The organism is Streptomyces sp. NPDC044061 (genome assembly GCF_056434305.1).
The window spans coordinates 84821-101155 of record NZ_JBWKFL010000007.1 but is presented as its reverse complement, the minus strand read 5'-3'; the positions used below and the strand labels follow the sequence as shown (position 1 = coordinate 101155).

The window sequence follows — 16335 nt, the reverse complement described above, 5'->3', positions numbered from 1 at the left end:
GTTGGCATGGAGGGGAGCCCCCTGTGCCGGTCCGTGGGGTCCCTCAGTCGAGCACGCGCCCCAGGTACGCCCGCAGCAGTTCCCGCGTCTCGTGGATGATCGCCTCGTCACCCTGCGCGTCAAGCCGGAAGGCCAGTTGCACCAGGGTGTCCGCGCTCTCCACCGCGACCAGGAAGACGCGCCGCAGCTCCTCGTCCGGGGTGCGGCCGAGGTAGCCGGAGAGCAGGTCGGTGAGACGGTCGGCGACCCGGGTGTTGGGCTCGGCGTGCCGGGCGCCGACCGGGATCTGGTTGCCGAAGTCCACCAGGGAGAAGCCGGGCGCGGTGCGTTTCATGCTCAGGTACTCGTCCAGCACGGCGTCCATGGCGGCCCGCCAGTCCCCCTGCGGCGCCTCCCCGAGCCGCTCGGTGACGCGCTCGGTGTACCGCTCCAGGTTGCGCTGGGCGAGGGCGTCGGCCATCTGCCGCTTGTTGCCGAAGAAGCGGTAGACCGAGCCGATGGGCACGCCGGCGCGCACGGCCACGGCGCGGGTGCTCAGGGAGTCGTAGCCGACCTCGTCGAGGAGGTCGGCGCAGGCGTCCAGGATCCTGGTCAGCCGTTCCGCGCTGCGCCGCTGGACGGGCGCGCGGCGAAGCGATGTCGCGTGGGGCACGGACTTCATGATGCCTTTCCGCCGGGGTCAGGTGAACCTCGCCCCCCAGTACGGAAAAGTGTGGCCGTTGCACTCATCGCCCTGTGGCGAGGCTCGCGGTGACGGCCGGCCCGGACGGAGCCGGTGCGGAGACGGCGGCGGTGCCGGCCGGCTCCGTCTCAGCGCCCGAGGCGGTGATGTCGGCGGTGCTCTCGACCGGCTTGCCGTGCACGGCCCACGCCGTGCCGTCGTCGGCGTACAGACGGGCGGTGACGTGGTGGGTGCCGTGCGGGACGAGACGGCCGGCCAGGTGGTACTCGTGGGCGTGCAGCCGGGTCACCGGGCGGCCGTCGACGAAGAGGCGCACGAGCCCGCACCCGGGGACCGCCTTCGGCCGCGCGCCGGCCGGGGAGAAACGAAAGTGGCGCAGCGTCAGCCTGACGTCCCAGCCGCGGGCGCTGCCCGGGGTCACCTCGACACCGACCTCGGGCGCGTCCTTCCTGGCGACCTCGCGCAGGTGCCGGCCGGTCTCGTCCGTGTCGTCCAGGACCTTACCCACCGGCGAGGGCGAGACGGCATCGGCCTGCCCGTGCGCCTCGCCGGTCCCGCAGCCCTCCGCTCCGAGAGGCAGCAGGACGCAGACCGCGAGCGCGATCAGAGTTCTGCGCGTCCACCACGTCCATGACATGCCCGGGACCCTAGAACAACGCTCCGGCACCCGAATCCCCCTGAAGTCTGGTTCCCGCCCTACGCCGGAGGGAGGACCCGGGGCCCTCTTGCGCCCGCCCCCCACTCATTCCTACGGTGATACATAGGAATCGGGAGCGCAAGGGAGCGATCATGAGCGGGGACGCACGGAAGACCGCCGAGGGACTGTCGTATCTCTCCGGGTTCGGCAACGAACACGCCTCGGAGGCGGTGCCGGGCGCCCTGCCCGAGGGCCGCAACTCGCCGCAGCGCGCGCCGCTCGGCCTGTATGCGGAGCAGCTGAGCGGATCGGCGTTCACCGAGCCGCGGGCGCACAACCGCCGCTCCTGGCTGTACCGCGTCCGCCCGTCGGCCGCGCACCCCGCGTTCACCCGCATCGGCAACGACGCGGTCCGCACCGCCCCCTTCGCCGAGACGGTGCCCGACCCCAACCGGCTGCGCTGGAACCCGCTGCCGGAGCCGCCGGCGGGCACGGACTTCCTGGCGGGACTGTGGACCCTGGGCGGCAACGGCGACGCCACCCAGCGCTCCGGCATGGCCGTGCACCTGTACCACGCCAACTCCTCGATGGAGCGGGTCTTCTCCGACGCCGACGGGGAACTGCTGATCGTGCCGGAGCGCGGCGGGCTGCTGCTGCACACCGAGTTCGGCCGGCTGCATGTGGAACCGGCCCATGTGGCGCTGATTCCACGTGGGGTGCGCTTCCGTGTGGAGCTGCTCGACGACTCTGCCCGTGGTTATGTGTGCGAGAACTACGGGGCGCCGTTCCAGCTCCCCGACCTGGGCCCCATCGGCGCGAACGGTCTCGCCAACGCCCGCGATTTCCGGGCACCGGTGGCCGCGTACGAGGACGTGGAGGGCCCGGTCGAGGTGGTGAACAAGTTCTGCGGCAACCTCTGGACGGCCACCTACGACCACTCCCCGCTCGATGTGGTCGCCTGGCACGGCAACCATGTGCCGTACGTCTACGATCTGCGCCGCTTCAATGTGATCGGCTCCATCTCGTACGACCACCCGGACCCGTCCATCTTCACGGTCCTGACCGCCCCGTCGGACACCCCGGGCCTGGCCGGCGTCGACTTCGTGGTGTTCGCGCCCCGCTGGCTCGTGGGCGAGGACACCTTCCGGCCGCCGTACTTCCACCGGAACGTGATGAGCGAGTACATGGGCCTGATCGAGGGCGCCTACGACGCCAAGGCGGAGGGCTTCGTGCCGGGTGGCGGCTCGCTGCACAACATGATGTCCGCGCACGGCCCCGACCGGGAGACCTTCGACCGGGCCGGCGCGGCCGAGCTGCGGCCGCAGAAGATCGACGACGGGCTGGCGTTCATGTTCGAGACCCGCTGGCCGATGACGCTCACGCGGCACGCGGCGGAGGCGGACCACCTGCAGCAGCGGTACGACGACGTGTGGCAGGGACTCGAGCGTCACTTTCGCGCACTGTGACGCCTCCGTTGCACTGAACGTTCTTCAACAGGTACGGATAGCCATGTGACCTCCTTCGCTCCCGATTCGATCGTCCTGAACCGCAAGCTGCCGCTGTGGTACCAGGTGTCGCAGTCCCTGCGCGCCTCGATACTCGGCCGCTCGCCGCGGGACCCGCTGCGCCTGCCCACCGAGGAGCAGCTGGCCGGGCACTACGGGGTCAGCGTGCTGACCATGCGGCAGGCGCTGAAGGAACTGGAGGACGAGGGGCTGATCAGCCGGCACCGGCGGCGCGGCACGTTCATCGAGCCCGGTGTGCGACGGGGTGCCCCCGTGCGGCTGCTGGGCTCGGTGGACGCGATCGTGGCCCAGCAGTCCGGGATGACGACCGAGCTGCTGGACCACGGCAGCGCGGCCGTGACCGGCGAACTCGCCGAGTACTTCCCGGACCTCCCGGAGGTGGCGACGTACCACCGCCTGCGCAGCGACGAGAAGACCGGCGAGCCGACCAACCACGCCCGCAACCACGTCCGGCCCGAACTGGCCGCGCGCATCGACCGGGAGGATCTGGTGCGCTGGCCGATGACCAAGGTGCTGCGGGACGTCGTCGGGGCGGACATCGGCCGCATCACGGACACCGTGGAGGCGAGGCTCGCCGACCCGGAGACGGCGCGGCTGCTCCAGGTGCCGCTGCTCAGCCCGATCCTGCACTACACGGGCGTGACCTACGACGCCCAGGGCCGGGTGCTGGACGTCGTGGTCATCCACTACCGGGGCGACCGCTTCTCCTTCACGGTGACCCTGGAAGCCACCTGATCCCGCCTTCACCGACAGGCTCTACGATGCCCAGCGTGACGCACGACGACGCTCCGCTGCTGGCGGACCTCATGCCGTGGTCCGTCGCACCGCTGCGGCCGGGCCGCGCCTGGCCGACGGCACCCGATCCGGCCTGCCTGAAGGCCCGCTGGGACGCCCTGCTGAAGGCCGAGGGGCCGGACCGGGAGGCCCTGTTCGAGCCCACCCGCTCCCGCACGCCGCAATCCGCCGTCGGCCGGCTGCCCGGCCGGTCCGGCGGCACGGAGCGGCTGGCGCGGGCCGAGGGGCCCTGCGCGGAGCCGGTACGGGTGCTCGCGGCGCCCTTCGACGAGCAGTGGCTGATCCCGGACCACCGACTGATCGACACGGCCCGCCCGGAACTGTGGCGGGTGGCGGACGAGCACCAGGTGTTCGTGGTGGAGACGGCCGACGACCACCCTCTGCTGGCGACCTCGCTCCTCCCGACCCTCCGCACCGGTCCCGTCCGCCCGCTGTACCGCCGTCCCGGGGGCGCGGAACCGAACCTGGCTCCGGGCCTGCCGGACCTCCTGTCGGCCCGCCTGGGTGTGCGCGTCACCGCACCGGATGTGCTGGCCTGGATCCTGGCGGCGGTCCGCCCCGACCTCAGCGTGCCACTCGCCGAGGACGCCGAAGTCTGGTCCCGGGGCGTCGAGTCGGGTCACCGCACGCTGTGGCTGATGCGCCGCAACGGCGAACGCCCCAAGCTCCCGGGCGGCCGCCGCCCCTACGTCCGCGCGCCCCTGCCCACCCGCCCGCTCACCCTGCACTACGACCGGGACGAGGAGACCCTCCAGCTCGACGAGGGCCGCATCTCCCCCGTGCCACCGGAGGCCTGGGACTACGAGGTGGCCGGGGTCCGCGTCCTGGAGGCCTGGTTCGCGGCCCGCACCGCGGCCGCCGAGCCCGGCACCCTCGCCGCGATCCGGCCCACGGCCTGGCCCCAGCCGTGGACGTCGGAGCTGCTGGAGCTGATCACCGTGCTCGCACTGCTCGGGGAACTCAGGGCTCGGCGAGCCGAGTCGCAGCCGACGTCAGCGATCACGGCAGCCGACCTGAGGCGGGCCGGCGTCCTTCCCGCACCGGCGGCGTCCCGGCGCCCCGCGACGGTCCTGGACCACCACGAGGAGGGACCCGAGGGCCAGTTCGCCCTGCTCTAGGGCCCTTCTCTCGGATCAGGTCGGCTCGGCGCGACGGCGCCTTCCGCCCGGCCAGGGCGGGGCCCGGCGCCCCCGCCGGAGGGCGGTCTCGAGCCGGGCGATGTCCTCGGCGTCCTTCGTGCGGCGGGGGCGGGTGGGGTCCCACACGGGCATCATGCGCTTGATCTCGATCTGGGCCCGGGGGCCGACGATCGGCGCCTCCAGCGGGCCGATGCGGCCCGGCTCGCCGGAGAGCAGTCCGTCCGGCCAGGGAGTCCCGGTCCACGGCCGCCCGCGACGTCACCCGGCCCCGCGCGTCCCGGCCCAGCAGGGTGAAGCTGCTGTCGAGCCCGTCCTTCACGAAGTCGAGCTGGAGATCGGACGGCGGACCGGGCACCGGCGTGTGGCCGAGCCGGTCGAGGACACCGGCGAGGACCGCCGCGTCCTTCGCCCGGGCGAACCAGTCGATGTCCCGGTGGTCCCGGGTGACCTCGCCGAGGAAGAAGTCCATGGCCCAGCCGCCGCGCAGCCACAGCGCGACGCCGTTCCCGCGAGCCTCCTCCAAGGTCTGGGCGATCAAGCCGAGTTGGCGCCTCGCGCGCTCCTGATCCAGCATGGGTCCACCCTTCCCCGGTGACCGGCTGCTGACAAACCCGCCGGTCACGGGCAATGATCCATCCCATGGATCATCTGCCCCTGCCCCTGGAGGGCATCACCGTCGTCGCCGTCGAACAGGCCGTGTCCGCGCCCTTCGCGACCCGGCAGCTCGCCGACCTGGGGGCCCGGGTCATCAAGGTGGAGCGCGTCGACGGCGGCGACTTCGCGCGCGGCTACGACACCGCGGCAGGCGGTCTCGCCTCGCACTTCGTGTGGTGCAACCGCGGCAAGGAGTCCGTCGCCCTGGACCTGAAGGACCCGCGCGGACTGGACGTCGTACGGCGACTGATCGCGGACGCGGACGTGTTCGTGCAGAACCTCGCCCACGGCGCGGCGGCCCGGCTGGGGCTGGACGCGGCCACGCTGTGCGCGGCGCACCCGCGGCTGATCGCCGTGGACATCTCCGGGTACGGCGGCTCGGGGCCGTACGCGGACAAGCGGGCGTACGACATGCTCGTGCAGTGCGAGGCCGGTCTGGTCTCGGTGACGGGGACGCCCGGGCAGCCGGTGAAGGCGGGGATCCCGGCGGCGGACATCGCCGCGGCCATGTACGCCTTCTCCGGTGTACTGGCCGCGCTGGTGCGGCGCGGCACGACCGGGCGGGGCGGGCCGGTGGAGGTGTCGATGCTGGAGGCCCTCGCCGAGTGGATGGGCCATCCGCTGCACCACGCGATGCACGGCGGTGAGCCCCCGGCGCGCACCGGCCTCGCGCACGCCGTCATTGCGCCCTACGACGCGTACGCGACGGCGGACGGCGGGCGGGTGCTGCTGTCGGTGCAGAACGACCGGGAGTGGCGGCGGCTGGCCGAACAGGTCATGGGCCGACCGGAGTTGGGGACGAACCCGGCGTACGCGACCAATGCCGCGCGCGTGGCGAACCGGGAGCGGACCGACGAGCTGGTCGCGGGCGCGCTGGGCAAGCTGGACGCCGACGAGGCGCTGGCCCGGCTGGAGAAGGCCGGCATCGCCTGCGCACGGCTGCGGAACCTGCACGAGCTCGCGGAGCATCCGCAGTTGACGGCCCGGGAGCGGTGGCGTCAGGTGGGGTCGCCGGTCGGGCCGCTGAGGGCGCTGCTGCCTCCCATCACGCTGCCGGGCGGGGACGAGGCACGGATGGGCGACGTGCCCGCGCTCGGGCAGCACACCGGGGCACTGCTGCATGCCGTGGGGATGACGGACGACGAGATCGCAGCGTTGCGCAGGGAAGGTGTGGTGGCCTGAGCGCGGGTCCTCGAAGAGGCTTTCCGAGGTGAGCCGGTTCGCTCAGTGACCGCTCAGCGACCGCCGAACAGCGAGCGGCGCAGCCGACGCAGCGGTGCGAAGAGAGAGACACGGCGGACCCGCGCACCCCGGTCGCTGCGCTTGTGCGCGGAGTCACGTGCCGTCAGCTCAAGCATCAGCGAGGTCGCCTCGACCGTCTCCCGCTGCGGTATGGCGGGACCCGCCAGCACCGACAGATGGCGGTCGAGACGCGAACTGGTCGCGCTGCTTCCGCAGGTGATCGCAGGGACCCTGGCCCTGCTGCGCACTGTTATCTGCTCCATGTCACTCCCCACCCGTACGAGTCCACCCGGCCCGGGCAGGGTAACCCTATCGCCCCACCGGGGCACGCGTGTATCTCGGCCACAGGATTCACCTTCCCTGCAAGGAGGTTGACCATCCCACTTTGACTACTCTCCGAATCCGACCGGTTTCAGGGTGAGTTGGACAACCGGCTGACTGGTCGGCCGAGCTGAGCCGCCGTCAGGCTCGACGGTTACGGCGAGTGACGCCGAGGACTTGTCGAGCCCCTTCGCGACCAAGGGCGTGTCGCCCGCGAGGAGCCCCAGGGAGCGCGGTTGCCCATGGGGGCGCATGAGCCAGAGCTGGTGCACGCGGCCGCCGGACGGGGTGCCGTACCCGCTGAGGGTGACGACGGCCCGCCCCTCCGATACGGAAGCGATCACTCCGATACTTCGGCCTCGGGCGTCCTCGCTGCCCGCGGCGCGGGCGTCGGGAGCGGCGAGAACGTGGGCGATCTCACGTGCCCGGTCCCGCTCGGCGTCGAGCCGGTGCTGGGTGCGGTTCGCCTGGACGGCGAAGAGGGAGGCGACGACGAGGGCCGCGGCGGCGGTCGCCGTGGCGAACGGGACGAAGAGGGGGCGCGCCCGGGGCGTACGGGTGCGGGAGGGCGGCGGCTGGGTACCCCAGACGTGCGGCGGCAGTTGGGGGGCGCGCTCCCGTGCGGCAGCCGGGGCCTGCTCCTGCGGGGTGGTGCGGACCGCGGCCAGGACCCGGTCGCGCAGGGCGGCCGGTGCGGGGGCCGCGGCGGAGAAGGCGAGGCGGACCGCGTCCTCGGTCAGGGCGCGGACCTCGGCGGCGCAGCGGTCGCAGGACCCCAGGTGCTTCTCGAAGCGGCGCCGCTCGCCCGGGTCGAGGGCGTCGAGCGCGTAGGGCGCGGCGAGGGAGTGCAGGTCCTCGCGGCCCAGCAGACGGCCGAAGAGGCTCATGCGGCACCTCCCAGGCACTCGCGCAGCCGGGCGAGTCCGTCGCGCATCCGCGTCTTGACCGTGCCCAGCGGCAGCGAGAGCCGCTCGGCCACCTCACGGTACGTGTAGCCGTCGTAGTAGGCGAGGGTCACCGACTGGCGCTGCAGTGCGGTGAGCCGGTTCAGGCAGCGGCGCACCCACTCGCGTTCGAGACCGGCCTCGACCTCCTCGCTGACGTGGTCGAAGGCGGGTTCCCCGGCGCGCAGCGCCTCCCGCTGCTCGCGTTCTCCGGCCGCGCGGGCGCTGCGCACCCGGTCGACGGCGCGGCGGTGGGCGAGGGTGAGGATCCAGGACAGGGCGCTGCCGCGCCGGGGGTCGAACCGGCCGGCGGAACGCCAGAGTTCGAGCAGCACCTCCTGGGCCACCTCCTCGGACTGCGCGGGGTCGCGCACGATGCGCCGGACGAGTCCGAACACCGGTCCCGACACCAGTCCGTAGAGATCCTCGAATGCCCTCTGGTCTCCGCCCGCAACGAGCACCAGAAGCTCGTCCGCCTCCACCCCGGTCCCCCTTCCGTGGCCGCAGCCGGCCCTGCCTCTGACTCCACGCATCCGCACGAGCGCACACCTCCGGCGGTTGATACGGATCGGGGGGCCGAAAACGCGGGTCCTGAAAGACGAAAAAAATCTTTCCGCCGGACCAATCCGAACGGCTCGCCGGCTCCGTATACCCGTCCGTCAAGGCAAGTTGGCACTGAGGACGGACGGCATGACACCTCTCTTCTCCAGGAGCGGCTCGGGACGCAAGGGCCTGGTCTCGCTCATCTGTGGTGCGCTGGCCGCCGGAGGGCTCGCAGCCGCCGGTGTCGCCACGCTGGAACCCGGGGCGGCCTCCGCCTCCTCCCACCGGGAGGCCCCGCTGATCTCGGGGACCCCCCAGTACGACAACACGGACCTGTACGCGTTCGCCAGCCCGGACAAGCCCGACACCACGACGATCGTGGCCAACTGGATCCCGTTCGAGGAGCCGGCGGGCGGCCCGAACTTCTACACGTTCGCGGACGATGCCCAGTACGACATCCACATCGACAACAACGGTGACGCGCAGGGCGAGTTGCTGTTCCGCTACACCTTCAAGACACACACCAAGAACGGCAACACCTTCCTCTACAACACCGGTCCGGTCACCAGCCTGGACGACCCGGACCTCAACGTCACGCAGACGTACGACATCGACCTGATCCGGCTGAAGAACCAGCACGTGGTGTCGAAGACGAAGCTCGCGGACGACGTACCGGTCGCACCGTCGAACGTGGGCAAGGCGTCCATGCCGGACTACGGCAAGCTGCGTGCCCAGGCCGTGTACAAGACGGCGGGCGGTGCCGCGACCTTCGCCGGCCAGGCCGACGACCCGTTCTTCCTGGACCTTCGGGTCTTCGACCTGCTGTACGGCGGCAACCTCACCGAGGTCGGCCGGGACACGCTCAAGGGCTACAACGTCAACACGATCGCCCTGCAGGTCCCCAACGACCTGATTCGCGAGTCGTCGAAGCAGCCGGTCGTCGGCCTCTGGTCGACCACCCAGCGCCGTAACGCGCAGGGCTACTACTCGCAGGTCTCCCGGCTCGGCAACCCGCTGGTCAACGAGGTCGTCAACCCGCAGAAGGACAAGGACAAGTTCAACGCGTCCCAGCCCTGGTACGACGGGCAGTTCCTGAAGAACGTCACCAACCCCGAGCTGCCGAAGCTCATCGAGTCCATCTACAAGATCAAGGCGCCCGCCGAGCCGCGCAACGACCTCGTCGACGTCTTCCTCAAGGGCGTCAAGGGCCTCAACCAGCCTCCGAACGTGAAGCCTTCGGAGGAGCTGCGGCTGAACACCTCGATCAAGCCGAGCATGCATCCCAAGCGTCTCGGCGTCCTGGACGGTGACAACGCGGGCTTCCCGAACGGCCGCCGGCTCACCGACGACGTGGTGGACGAGGCGCTGCAGGTCGTGGAGGGCGAACTCGTCGGCTCCAAGAACGACCTGGGCGACGCGGTGGACAAGAACGACAAGAAGTTCGAGAAGTACTTCCCGTACGTCGCCGAACCCACCTCGGGTTCGCGAGGAGCGCTCGCCAAGGGCACGACCAAGGGCGCGGACGTGCGCAGCCAGCTCGGCGACGCGCTGCAGCCGGCCGGCTCCTCCGCGGGCGGCTCGGGCGACACGGTCCTGATCGCCGCCTCGGCGGCCTCGGGCGCGGCCGGGATCCTGCTGATCGGCACCGCCCTCGCCTGGTGGCGCCGCCGGATGCAGCGTCCGTACTGATCCGCACCCACCGACCGGCGCGGCCCGTTTTCCCCTCCCCCACGGCGGGCCGCGCCATTTCCTTCGACCACATCAGGCGACCGCATCAGGCGACCGAGGAGAGGCATGTCCGCGCGCACGAACGACGACGAGCCCGGCGAGCGGAGGACGAGCACGGGCGGTGCCGCCGCCCGGGGCACCACGGCGACGACGGCCCCGGCCCCACCGCCGAAGGCCCCCGCGGACACCCCTCACCCGCCGGCGACCTCCACCCCCGAGCCCACGACGGCCACGGCCACGGCGGAGACGCCCACGACAGCACCCCACCCGCCGGCGCCCCGTGCCGTCGAGCCCACGACCGCCACGGCGACGGCGGAGAGGACCGCTGCGACGCCTCACCCGCCGACGACTTCCACGGCCGAGAACGCCGCGAACGCCGAGAACGCCGAGAACATGGAACGGATCCCCCCGGCTGCCGCACCGGTGATCTCCGCGACCGCGTCTCAGCCGCCGGTGCCCCCCACGCCGGAGACGACAACGGCCGCTCCCCCGGCATCCGCGGATTCCGTGACCGGGCTCACCGCCCAGGACGCCGCTCCGGCCGTATCCGAGTCCGAAGCGCCGGACCAGGCGGACACTCCTCACGCGGAGCCCGGTGCCGCCCCCGGCGGTGACGAGCGGGTCGCCGCCGTCCGGCGGGTCGCCGCCGCCGGCCGGCGCCTGCGAGGTGCGCGGCTCATCGGCTGTGCGGCCCTGCTGGCGGTCGCCCTCACCGGCGGAGCGATCGCCGTCGGGGCCGCGCGGGACCGGGCCCCCGTGGCCGTGGCTGCCTCCAGCGCCGTCGACCCGGGGGTGCTGGGCAGCGGCGACCTGGACGCGAGCATCGCCGCCCTGCAGTCCCATCTGCGATCCCAGCCCAAGGACTTCGACGGCTGGGCCACCCTCGGTCTGGCCTACGTCGAGCAGGCGCGGACCAAGGGTGACCCGGCCCGGTACCCGCAGGCCGAAAGGGCGTTGCAGCGGTCCCTGGCGCTCGCGCCCGGCAACGACCAGGCACTGGCCGGGCGGGCCGCCCTCGCCGCCGCCCGGCACGACTTCAAGGACGCCCTGGCCTACGCGGACCAGACCCTGAAGCAGAACCCGTACAGCGAGCGGGCCCTCTCCTCACGCATCGACGCCCTGGTCGAACTCGGCCGGTACGCGGAGGCGTCCCGGGCCGCCTGGACCGCCGACGCGCGCAAGCCGGGCGTGCCGGTCTTCACCCGGTACGCGTACGTGCACGAACTGCGCGGCGACGTGACGACCGCCCGGCGCGTGCTCAAGCAGGCCCTCGCCGCCGCCACCTCCCCGGGGGACGCGGCCTACGTGGCCGCACAGCTCGGCCAACTCGCCTGGACCCAGGGCGACCACGCCACCGCGCTCACCTACTACGCCCGGGCCCTGGCCGCCGACGAGAACTACCTCCCCGCGCTGGAGGGCCGGGCCCGAGCGCAGGCGGCCGGCGGCCGGCGGGACGAGGCGATCAAGGGCCTCGAGACCGTGGTCTCCCGCTATCCGCTGCCCGGACCGCTGGTCGAACTCGGCGAGCTGTACGAGGCCCGCGGCGCGGCCGGCGACCGGGCCAGGGCGCGCGAGCAGTACGCACTGGTGGACGCCTGGATCGCCCTCGCCCGCGCCAACGGCGTCAACGCCGACCTCGACACCGCGCTGGCCGCCGCCGACCACGGCGACAAGGCGTCCGCCCTGCGCGCGGCCCGCGCCGAATGGGGCCGCCGCCACACCGTGCACACCGCGGACGCCCTCGCCTGGTCGCTGCACGTCAACGGCCGTGACGCGGAGGCCCTTCCGTACGCCCGCCGAGCCACGGCGACCGGCTACCGCAACGCCGCCTTCCTGTACCACCGCGGCATGATCGAGATCGCCACGGGCCACACCGGGGACGGCCGCGCCTCCCTGAAGGCGGCCCTGAAGCTGAACCCGGGCTTCTCTCCGCTGGGCGCGGCCGAGGCCCGCAAGGCGCTGGAGGCCGCCAAGTGAACCTCCGCCGCCCACTGGCCTGCGGCGCTGCCGTCCTCACCGCCGCCTGCGCCCTCGTGCTCACCCCGGCCACGGCCGCGAGCGCGCACCCTCTCGGCAACTTCACCGTCAACCGCTACGACGGTCTCGTCGCCGCCCCCGGACAACTCCGGGTCGACCATGTGGAGGACCTCGCCGAGATCCCGGCCACCCAGGCCAAGCCCGACATCCAGCGGCTGGGCCTGGCCACATGGGCCGAGCGGCGCTGCGCCGAGGCCGCCCGGGGCAGCAAGCTCACCGTCGGGGGGCACCCGGCCGCGCTGACACCGGGCTCCGCCCACGCCGGCCTGCGGCCCGGTCAGGCCGGCCTGAACACCCTGCGCGTGGAGTGCCGGTTCACCGCGGCACTCCCCCGGGGGAAGTCCGTCACTCTCGGCTTCCACAGCGCGGGCGCCACCAGCGGGCCCGGCTGGCGGGAGATCACCGCCCGCGGCGACCGGATGACGCTCACCGCGACGGACGTGCCGAAGAAGTCGGTCTCGCACGAACTCACCGCCTACCCGAAGGACTTGCTGTCCTCCCCCGCCGACACCGCCCGTGCCGCCCTGCGGGTGCGGCCCGGCGGGCCGGCCCTCGCCGAGGAGCGGCAGGACGCACCGGGCGCCTCCGTGCTGCCCCGGGGCGCCGACCGCTGGACCCGCGCCCTGGACGACCTGGTGGCGCGCCACGACCTCACCTTGGGCTTCGCCGTGCTGGCCCTGCTCATCGCCGTCGTGCTCGGCGCGATGCACGCCCTCGCGCCCGGCCACGGCAAGACCCTGATGGCCGCGACGGCGGCCGCACGCGGGGGCCGGGCCCGGCTGCGGGACGTGCTGCCCCTGGCCGCCTCGGTCACGGTGACCCACACGCTCGGCGTGGTCGCCCTGGGCCTGCTCGTCACGGCCGGTTCCGCCGCGACGCCCTCGGTGATCGCCTGGCTGGGCATCGCCAGCGGCGCCCTGGTGCTCGTGGCCGGCGCGAACCTCGTACGACGTGCCTGGCGCAACCGCGCGCACGGACACACCCACGTCCATGCCCACGCGGAGGTGCAGCAGCGTCAGCCGGTCGCCGTGGGCGCCCACCACGGAGCGGCCCACCACGACCACCACGTCCCTCATCACCACGAACACGACCACGACCACCACACGCACGACCACGACCACGACCGCCATCACCATCACCATCACGGGCACCACCCCCACGCCCTCGAACACACCCATGGCGGCCACACCCACACCCACCCCACCGCCCCCACCCTCCGCGGCACGATCCTGCTCGGGTTCGCCGGGGGTCTGGTGCCCAGTCCCTCCGCGGTCGTCGTGCTGGTAGGTGCCGCCGCACTCGGGAAGGCCTGGTTCGGACTCCTGCTCGTCGTGGCCTACGGCGCCGGTCTCGCGCTGACCCTCACGGCGGCCGGGTTCGCGGTCGTCAGGCTCGGCTCGGGGATCGACCGGGCACTGGAGCGGCGCCCGCGCTGGACCACGCACCCCGTGGCCGCCCTGGTGCGCCGGACCCTGCCGCTCACGTCCGCGTTGGTCGTGGTCGCCCTGGGTGCCGGATTGGTGCTCAAGGGGGCCGCATCCGCGCTCGGCTGAGCTACTTTTGTGGAGAATTCACGTCAGATGCCGTGGGGGGAGCCCGTGTCCGAAGAGCCGGGCCGCGACCGTGTGATCGCGGGGCGCTACCGTCTGCTGTCCCCGCTCGGCGAGGGCGGCATGGGCACGGTGTGGCGCGCCCGTGACGAGGTGCTGCACCGCGAGGTGGCCGTCAAGGAGGTACGGGCCCCGGCCGGGCTGGCCGTCTCGGACGTGGAGCGGATGTACGCGCGCCTGGAGCGCGAGGCGTGGGCGGCGGCCCGGGTCGCGAACCGCAACGTGGTCACTGTGTACGACGTGGCGATGGAGGGCGGCCGCCCGTGGATCGTGATGGAGCTGGTCCACGGACTGTCCCTGGCCGACCAGTTGGAGGCCGAGGGCCCGCTCACCCCGCAGCGGGCCGCGCACATCGGTGCCGAGGTGCTGGCCGCGCTGCGCGCCGCGCACGCCGCCGGGGTGCTGCACCGGGACGTGAAGCCGGCCAACGTGCTGCTCGCCAACGACGGCCGAGTGGTCCTCACCGACTTCGGCATCGCCACGGTCGAGGGCAGCTCGGCGCTGACCATGACCGGAGAGGTCATCGGATCGCCCGAGTTCCTCGCCCCCGAGCGGGCGTTGGGGCGCACCCCCGGACCGGAGTCCGACCTGTGGTCGCTGGGCGTGCTGCTGTACGCGGCCGTGGAGGGCAACTCCCCGTTCCGGCAGGACACTCCGCTGAGCACCCTGCGTGCGGTGGTGGACGAGGCGCTGCCCCCGCCGCACCGGGCCGGGCCGCTCGCTCCCGTCATCGAGGGACTGCTGCGCAAGGATCCCGCCGAGCGGCTGTCCGCCGAGCGGGCGGAGCGGGACCTGCGGCTCGTCGCGGCGGGCGGGGCTCCCCGCACGGAGGCGACGCCGGTCCCGCCGTACGCCCCGACGACGGTCTCGGCCCAGCCGCAACGGCCCGCTCCCACACCGCCGATGCCGCTGCCCACCGGGTATCCGGAGCCGCGGACCACGGTCGCGGAGCCGGAGCGCGGACGGCGCGCCGGTGCGGTGCTGGTGGCCGGTCTCCTGGCGGTCGTCCTGGCGGTGGCGGGACTGACGTACGCGCTGCTCGACCACGACCACGGCGGCGGCGACGGGAACGCCGGCGCGCACACCAGCAGGGCCGGTGGAGTCACGCACTCCCCCTCCCCGAGCACCGACTCCGGCTCCGGCTCCGGGGCGCCGTCGCCCGCGCGGAGCAGCGGTACGGCGAGCAGCCGGCCGGTCCAGTCCGTGCGGGTCACCCTGACGGGAGCGCACACGGCGTACGACGGAACCTGCCCGCCGCCGACCGCGCAGGCGCCCACGTTCACGGCGACGTTCACGGTGGGACGGCTGCCCGCGCAGGTGGAGTACCGGTGGGTGCTCGCACACGGGTCGGTCTCCGACCCGGAGTGGAAGACGCTGTCGTTCCCGTCGGACGGTGGGCGGACCAAGCAGGTCCAGGTGGTCGTGACCGCCTACTCCGAGAGCGGGGCGATCGAGAACGAGATCAGCGTGGAGGTGCGCGGTCCGGTGCGGACGACGTCGAACGCGGTGCCGTTCTCGGTGACGTGCGCGACGACGCCGACGGAGACCCCGTCGGACGGGGCCTCCGCTTCCCCTTCGGGCTCACCCTGAGACTTCACCCTGACGGGTCGGCCCTGGAAGGTCTCGCGTTGACGGACTCGCCCGTACGGCTCAGGCCGCGCTGGTGAAGACCGGCAGATAGCCGCCGGACTGGCCGGCCGCGGTGGGGTGGTACGACTCGCCGATGTCGAGCCAGTTGACGCTGTGCAGCCAGGAGTCGCCGGAGCAGATCTCGTGGCCCGTGAAGGTGGTACGCACGTCGCCGAAGACGAAGTTGTGGTCCAGGGCGCGCTTCTGGATGGCGTTGTCCAGGTAATCGGCCGCGCCGTTGATCGCGGACCGCTTGGACTCGGAGAGCCCGATGCAGGTCTGCCCGAGCTTGTAGAAGCGGGGGTAGCCGAGCACGACCACCCGGGCTGACGGGGCTTTGGCGCTGATCGCGTTGTAGACGGCGTCGAGTTTGCCGGGGAGCGTCGAGTCGACGTACGCCTTGGCGGCGTTGATCTTGGCCAGGCAGGTGCTGTCGGAGCTGGTGACACAGGTCGTCATGACGTCGGCGAAACCGGCGTCGTTGCCGCCGATGGTGATGGACACCAGGCCGGTCGAGGAGTTGAGCGAACCGAGCTGGCCGGCCAGGACGTCGTCCGTCTTGGCGCCCGAGCAGGCGTTGAAGGCGAACGAGGACGGGCCGTGCGCGGCGTTCCACAGGTACGGGTACGCCTTGGTGCTGCGGTCGCAGCTGCCGCTGGAGCTGATGTAGCTGCCCGCTCCCACTCCGGAGGAGTAGGAGTCGCCGAGTGCCACATAGCCGCCCGTCGCGGCAGCCGAGGAGGCCTGCGCGGCGGCGGCCCCGGTGAGGGTGAGGCCGGTGGCGAGGAGGAGCGAGGTAACGAATCCGGTAAGTCGGGAACGTCTCATGGAACCTCCCTTTAGCAGGA

General features: G+C 72.8%; 15 protein-coding genes. 8 read left to right on the top strand and 7 right to left on the bottom strand.

Going from position 1 to position 16335, the window contains the following annotated elements; genetic code table 11:
• Positions 1-43: 43 nt before the first annotated feature.
• Positions 44-661 (bottom strand): TetR/AcrR family transcriptional regulator, encoded by a 618-nt coding sequence (locus tag AC07CM_RS13530; RefSeq protein ID WP_478876531.1) that lies wholly within the window; start codon positions 659-661, stop codon positions 44-46.
• A gap of 64 nt (positions 662-725) precedes the next feature.
• A complete protein-coding gene (locus AC07CM_RS13525; RefSeq protein ID WP_478876530.1) occupies positions 726-1319 on the bottom strand; it encodes a hypothetical protein in 594 nt (197 codons plus the stop codon).
• 152 nt (positions 1320-1471) lie between these two features.
• On the opposite strand from AC07CM_RS13525, the gene hmgA reads away from it, so the two are divergent.
• Genes hmgA through AC07CM_RS13510 form a run of 3 tightly spaced genes read left to right on the top strand, consistent with a single transcriptional unit; the run spans position 1472 to position 4758 of the window.
• On the top strand, positions 1472-2785 hold the full coding sequence (hmgA, locus tag AC07CM_RS13520) for a homogentisate 1,2-dioxygenase (RefSeq protein ID WP_478876529.1): 1314 nt from the start codon (positions 1472-1474) through the stop codon (positions 2783-2785).
• Positions 2786-2830: 45 nt separating this feature from the next.
• Positions 2831-3580 (top strand): GntR family transcriptional regulator, encoded by a 750-nt coding sequence (locus AC07CM_RS13515; protein ID WP_478876528.1) that lies wholly within the window; start codon positions 2831-2833, stop codon positions 3578-3580.
• Positions 3581-3606: 26 nt separating this feature from the next.
• On the top strand, positions 3607-4758 hold the full coding sequence (locus AC07CM_RS13510; protein ID WP_478876527.1) for a type ISP restriction/modification enzyme: 1152 nt from the start codon (positions 3607-3609) through the stop codon (positions 4756-4758).
• Here the strand turns inward: AC07CM_RS13510 and AC07CM_RS13505 are convergent.
• Entirely contained in the window at positions 4640-5248 is a 609-nt protein-coding gene (locus AC07CM_RS13505) for a hypothetical protein (protein ID WP_478876738.1), read from the bottom strand. The genes AC07CM_RS13510 and AC07CM_RS13505 overlap by 119 nt on opposite strands.
• A gap of 170 nt (positions 5249-5418) precedes the next feature.
• Here AC07CM_RS13505 and AC07CM_RS13500 point away from each other — a divergent pair, with 170 nt between their 5' ends.
• Positions 5419-6615 (top strand): CaiB/BaiF CoA transferase family protein, encoded by a 1197-nt coding sequence (locus AC07CM_RS13500; protein ID WP_478876526.1) that lies wholly within the window; start codon positions 5419-5421, stop codon positions 6613-6615.
• A gap of 53 nt (positions 6616-6668) precedes the next feature.
• On the opposite strand, the gene AC07CM_RS13495 is transcribed toward AC07CM_RS13500, so the two are convergent.
• The 3 genes from AC07CM_RS13495 to AC07CM_RS13485 all read right to left on the bottom strand — a co-directional run bounded on the left by AC07CM_RS13495 (position 6669) and on the right by AC07CM_RS13485 (position 8422).
• Positions 6669-6938 carry a hypothetical protein gene (locus AC07CM_RS13495; RefSeq protein ID WP_478876525.1) on the bottom strand — a complete coding sequence of 90 codons (270 nt, stop codon included), beginning with the start codon at positions 6936-6938 and terminating at the stop codon, positions 6669-6671.
• Positions 6939-7064: 126 nt separating this feature from the next.
• The gene (locus AC07CM_RS13490) at positions 7065-7883 is read right to left on the bottom strand and encodes an anti-sigma factor (protein WP_478876524.1); all 819 of its coding nucleotides are present in this window, start codon (positions 7881-7883) and stop codon (positions 7065-7067) included.
• Positions 7880-8422, bottom strand: coding sequence for a sigma-70 family RNA polymerase sigma factor (locus tag AC07CM_RS13485; RefSeq protein ID WP_478876523.1), 543 nt, complete (start codon positions 8420-8422; stop codon positions 7880-7882). Before AC07CM_RS13485 ends, AC07CM_RS13490 begins: the two co-directional genes overlap by 4 nt.
• Before the next feature lie 208 nt (positions 8423-8630).
• Here AC07CM_RS13485 and AC07CM_RS13480 point away from each other — a divergent pair, with 208 nt between their 5' ends.
• The 4 genes from AC07CM_RS13480 to AC07CM_RS13465 all read left to right on the top strand — a co-directional run bounded on the left by AC07CM_RS13480 (position 8631) and on the right by AC07CM_RS13465 (position 15448).
• On the top strand, positions 8631-10172 hold the full coding sequence (locus AC07CM_RS13480; RefSeq protein WP_478876522.1) for a DUF4331 domain-containing protein: 1542 nt from the start codon (positions 8631-8633) through the stop codon (positions 10170-10172).
• A 105-nt stretch (positions 10173-10277) separates the two neighbouring features.
• Positions 10278-12188 carry a tetratricopeptide repeat protein gene (locus AC07CM_RS13475; protein ID WP_478876521.1) on the top strand — a complete coding sequence of 637 codons (1911 nt, stop codon included), beginning with the start codon at positions 10278-10280 and terminating at the stop codon, positions 12186-12188.
• Complete coding sequence (locus tag AC07CM_RS13470; protein WP_478876520.1) at positions 12185-13801, top strand: urease accessory protein UreH domain-containing protein; 1617 nt, start codon at positions 12185-12187, stop codon at positions 13799-13801. The genes AC07CM_RS13475 and AC07CM_RS13470 overlap by 4 nt, the downstream gene beginning before the upstream one ends.
• Positions 13802-13828: 27 nt before the next feature.
• On the top strand, positions 13829-15448 hold the full coding sequence (locus AC07CM_RS13465) for a serine/threonine-protein kinase (protein WP_478876519.1): 1620 nt from the start codon (positions 13829-13831) through the stop codon (positions 15446-15448).
• 60 nt (positions 15449-15508) lie between these two features.
• On the opposite strand, the gene AC07CM_RS13460 is transcribed toward AC07CM_RS13465, so the two are convergent.
• A complete protein-coding gene (locus tag AC07CM_RS13460) occupies positions 15509-16315 on the bottom strand; it encodes an SGNH/GDSL hydrolase family protein (RefSeq protein WP_478876518.1) in 807 nt (268 codons plus the stop codon).
• Between the last annotated feature and the right edge of the window lie 20 nt (positions 16316-16335).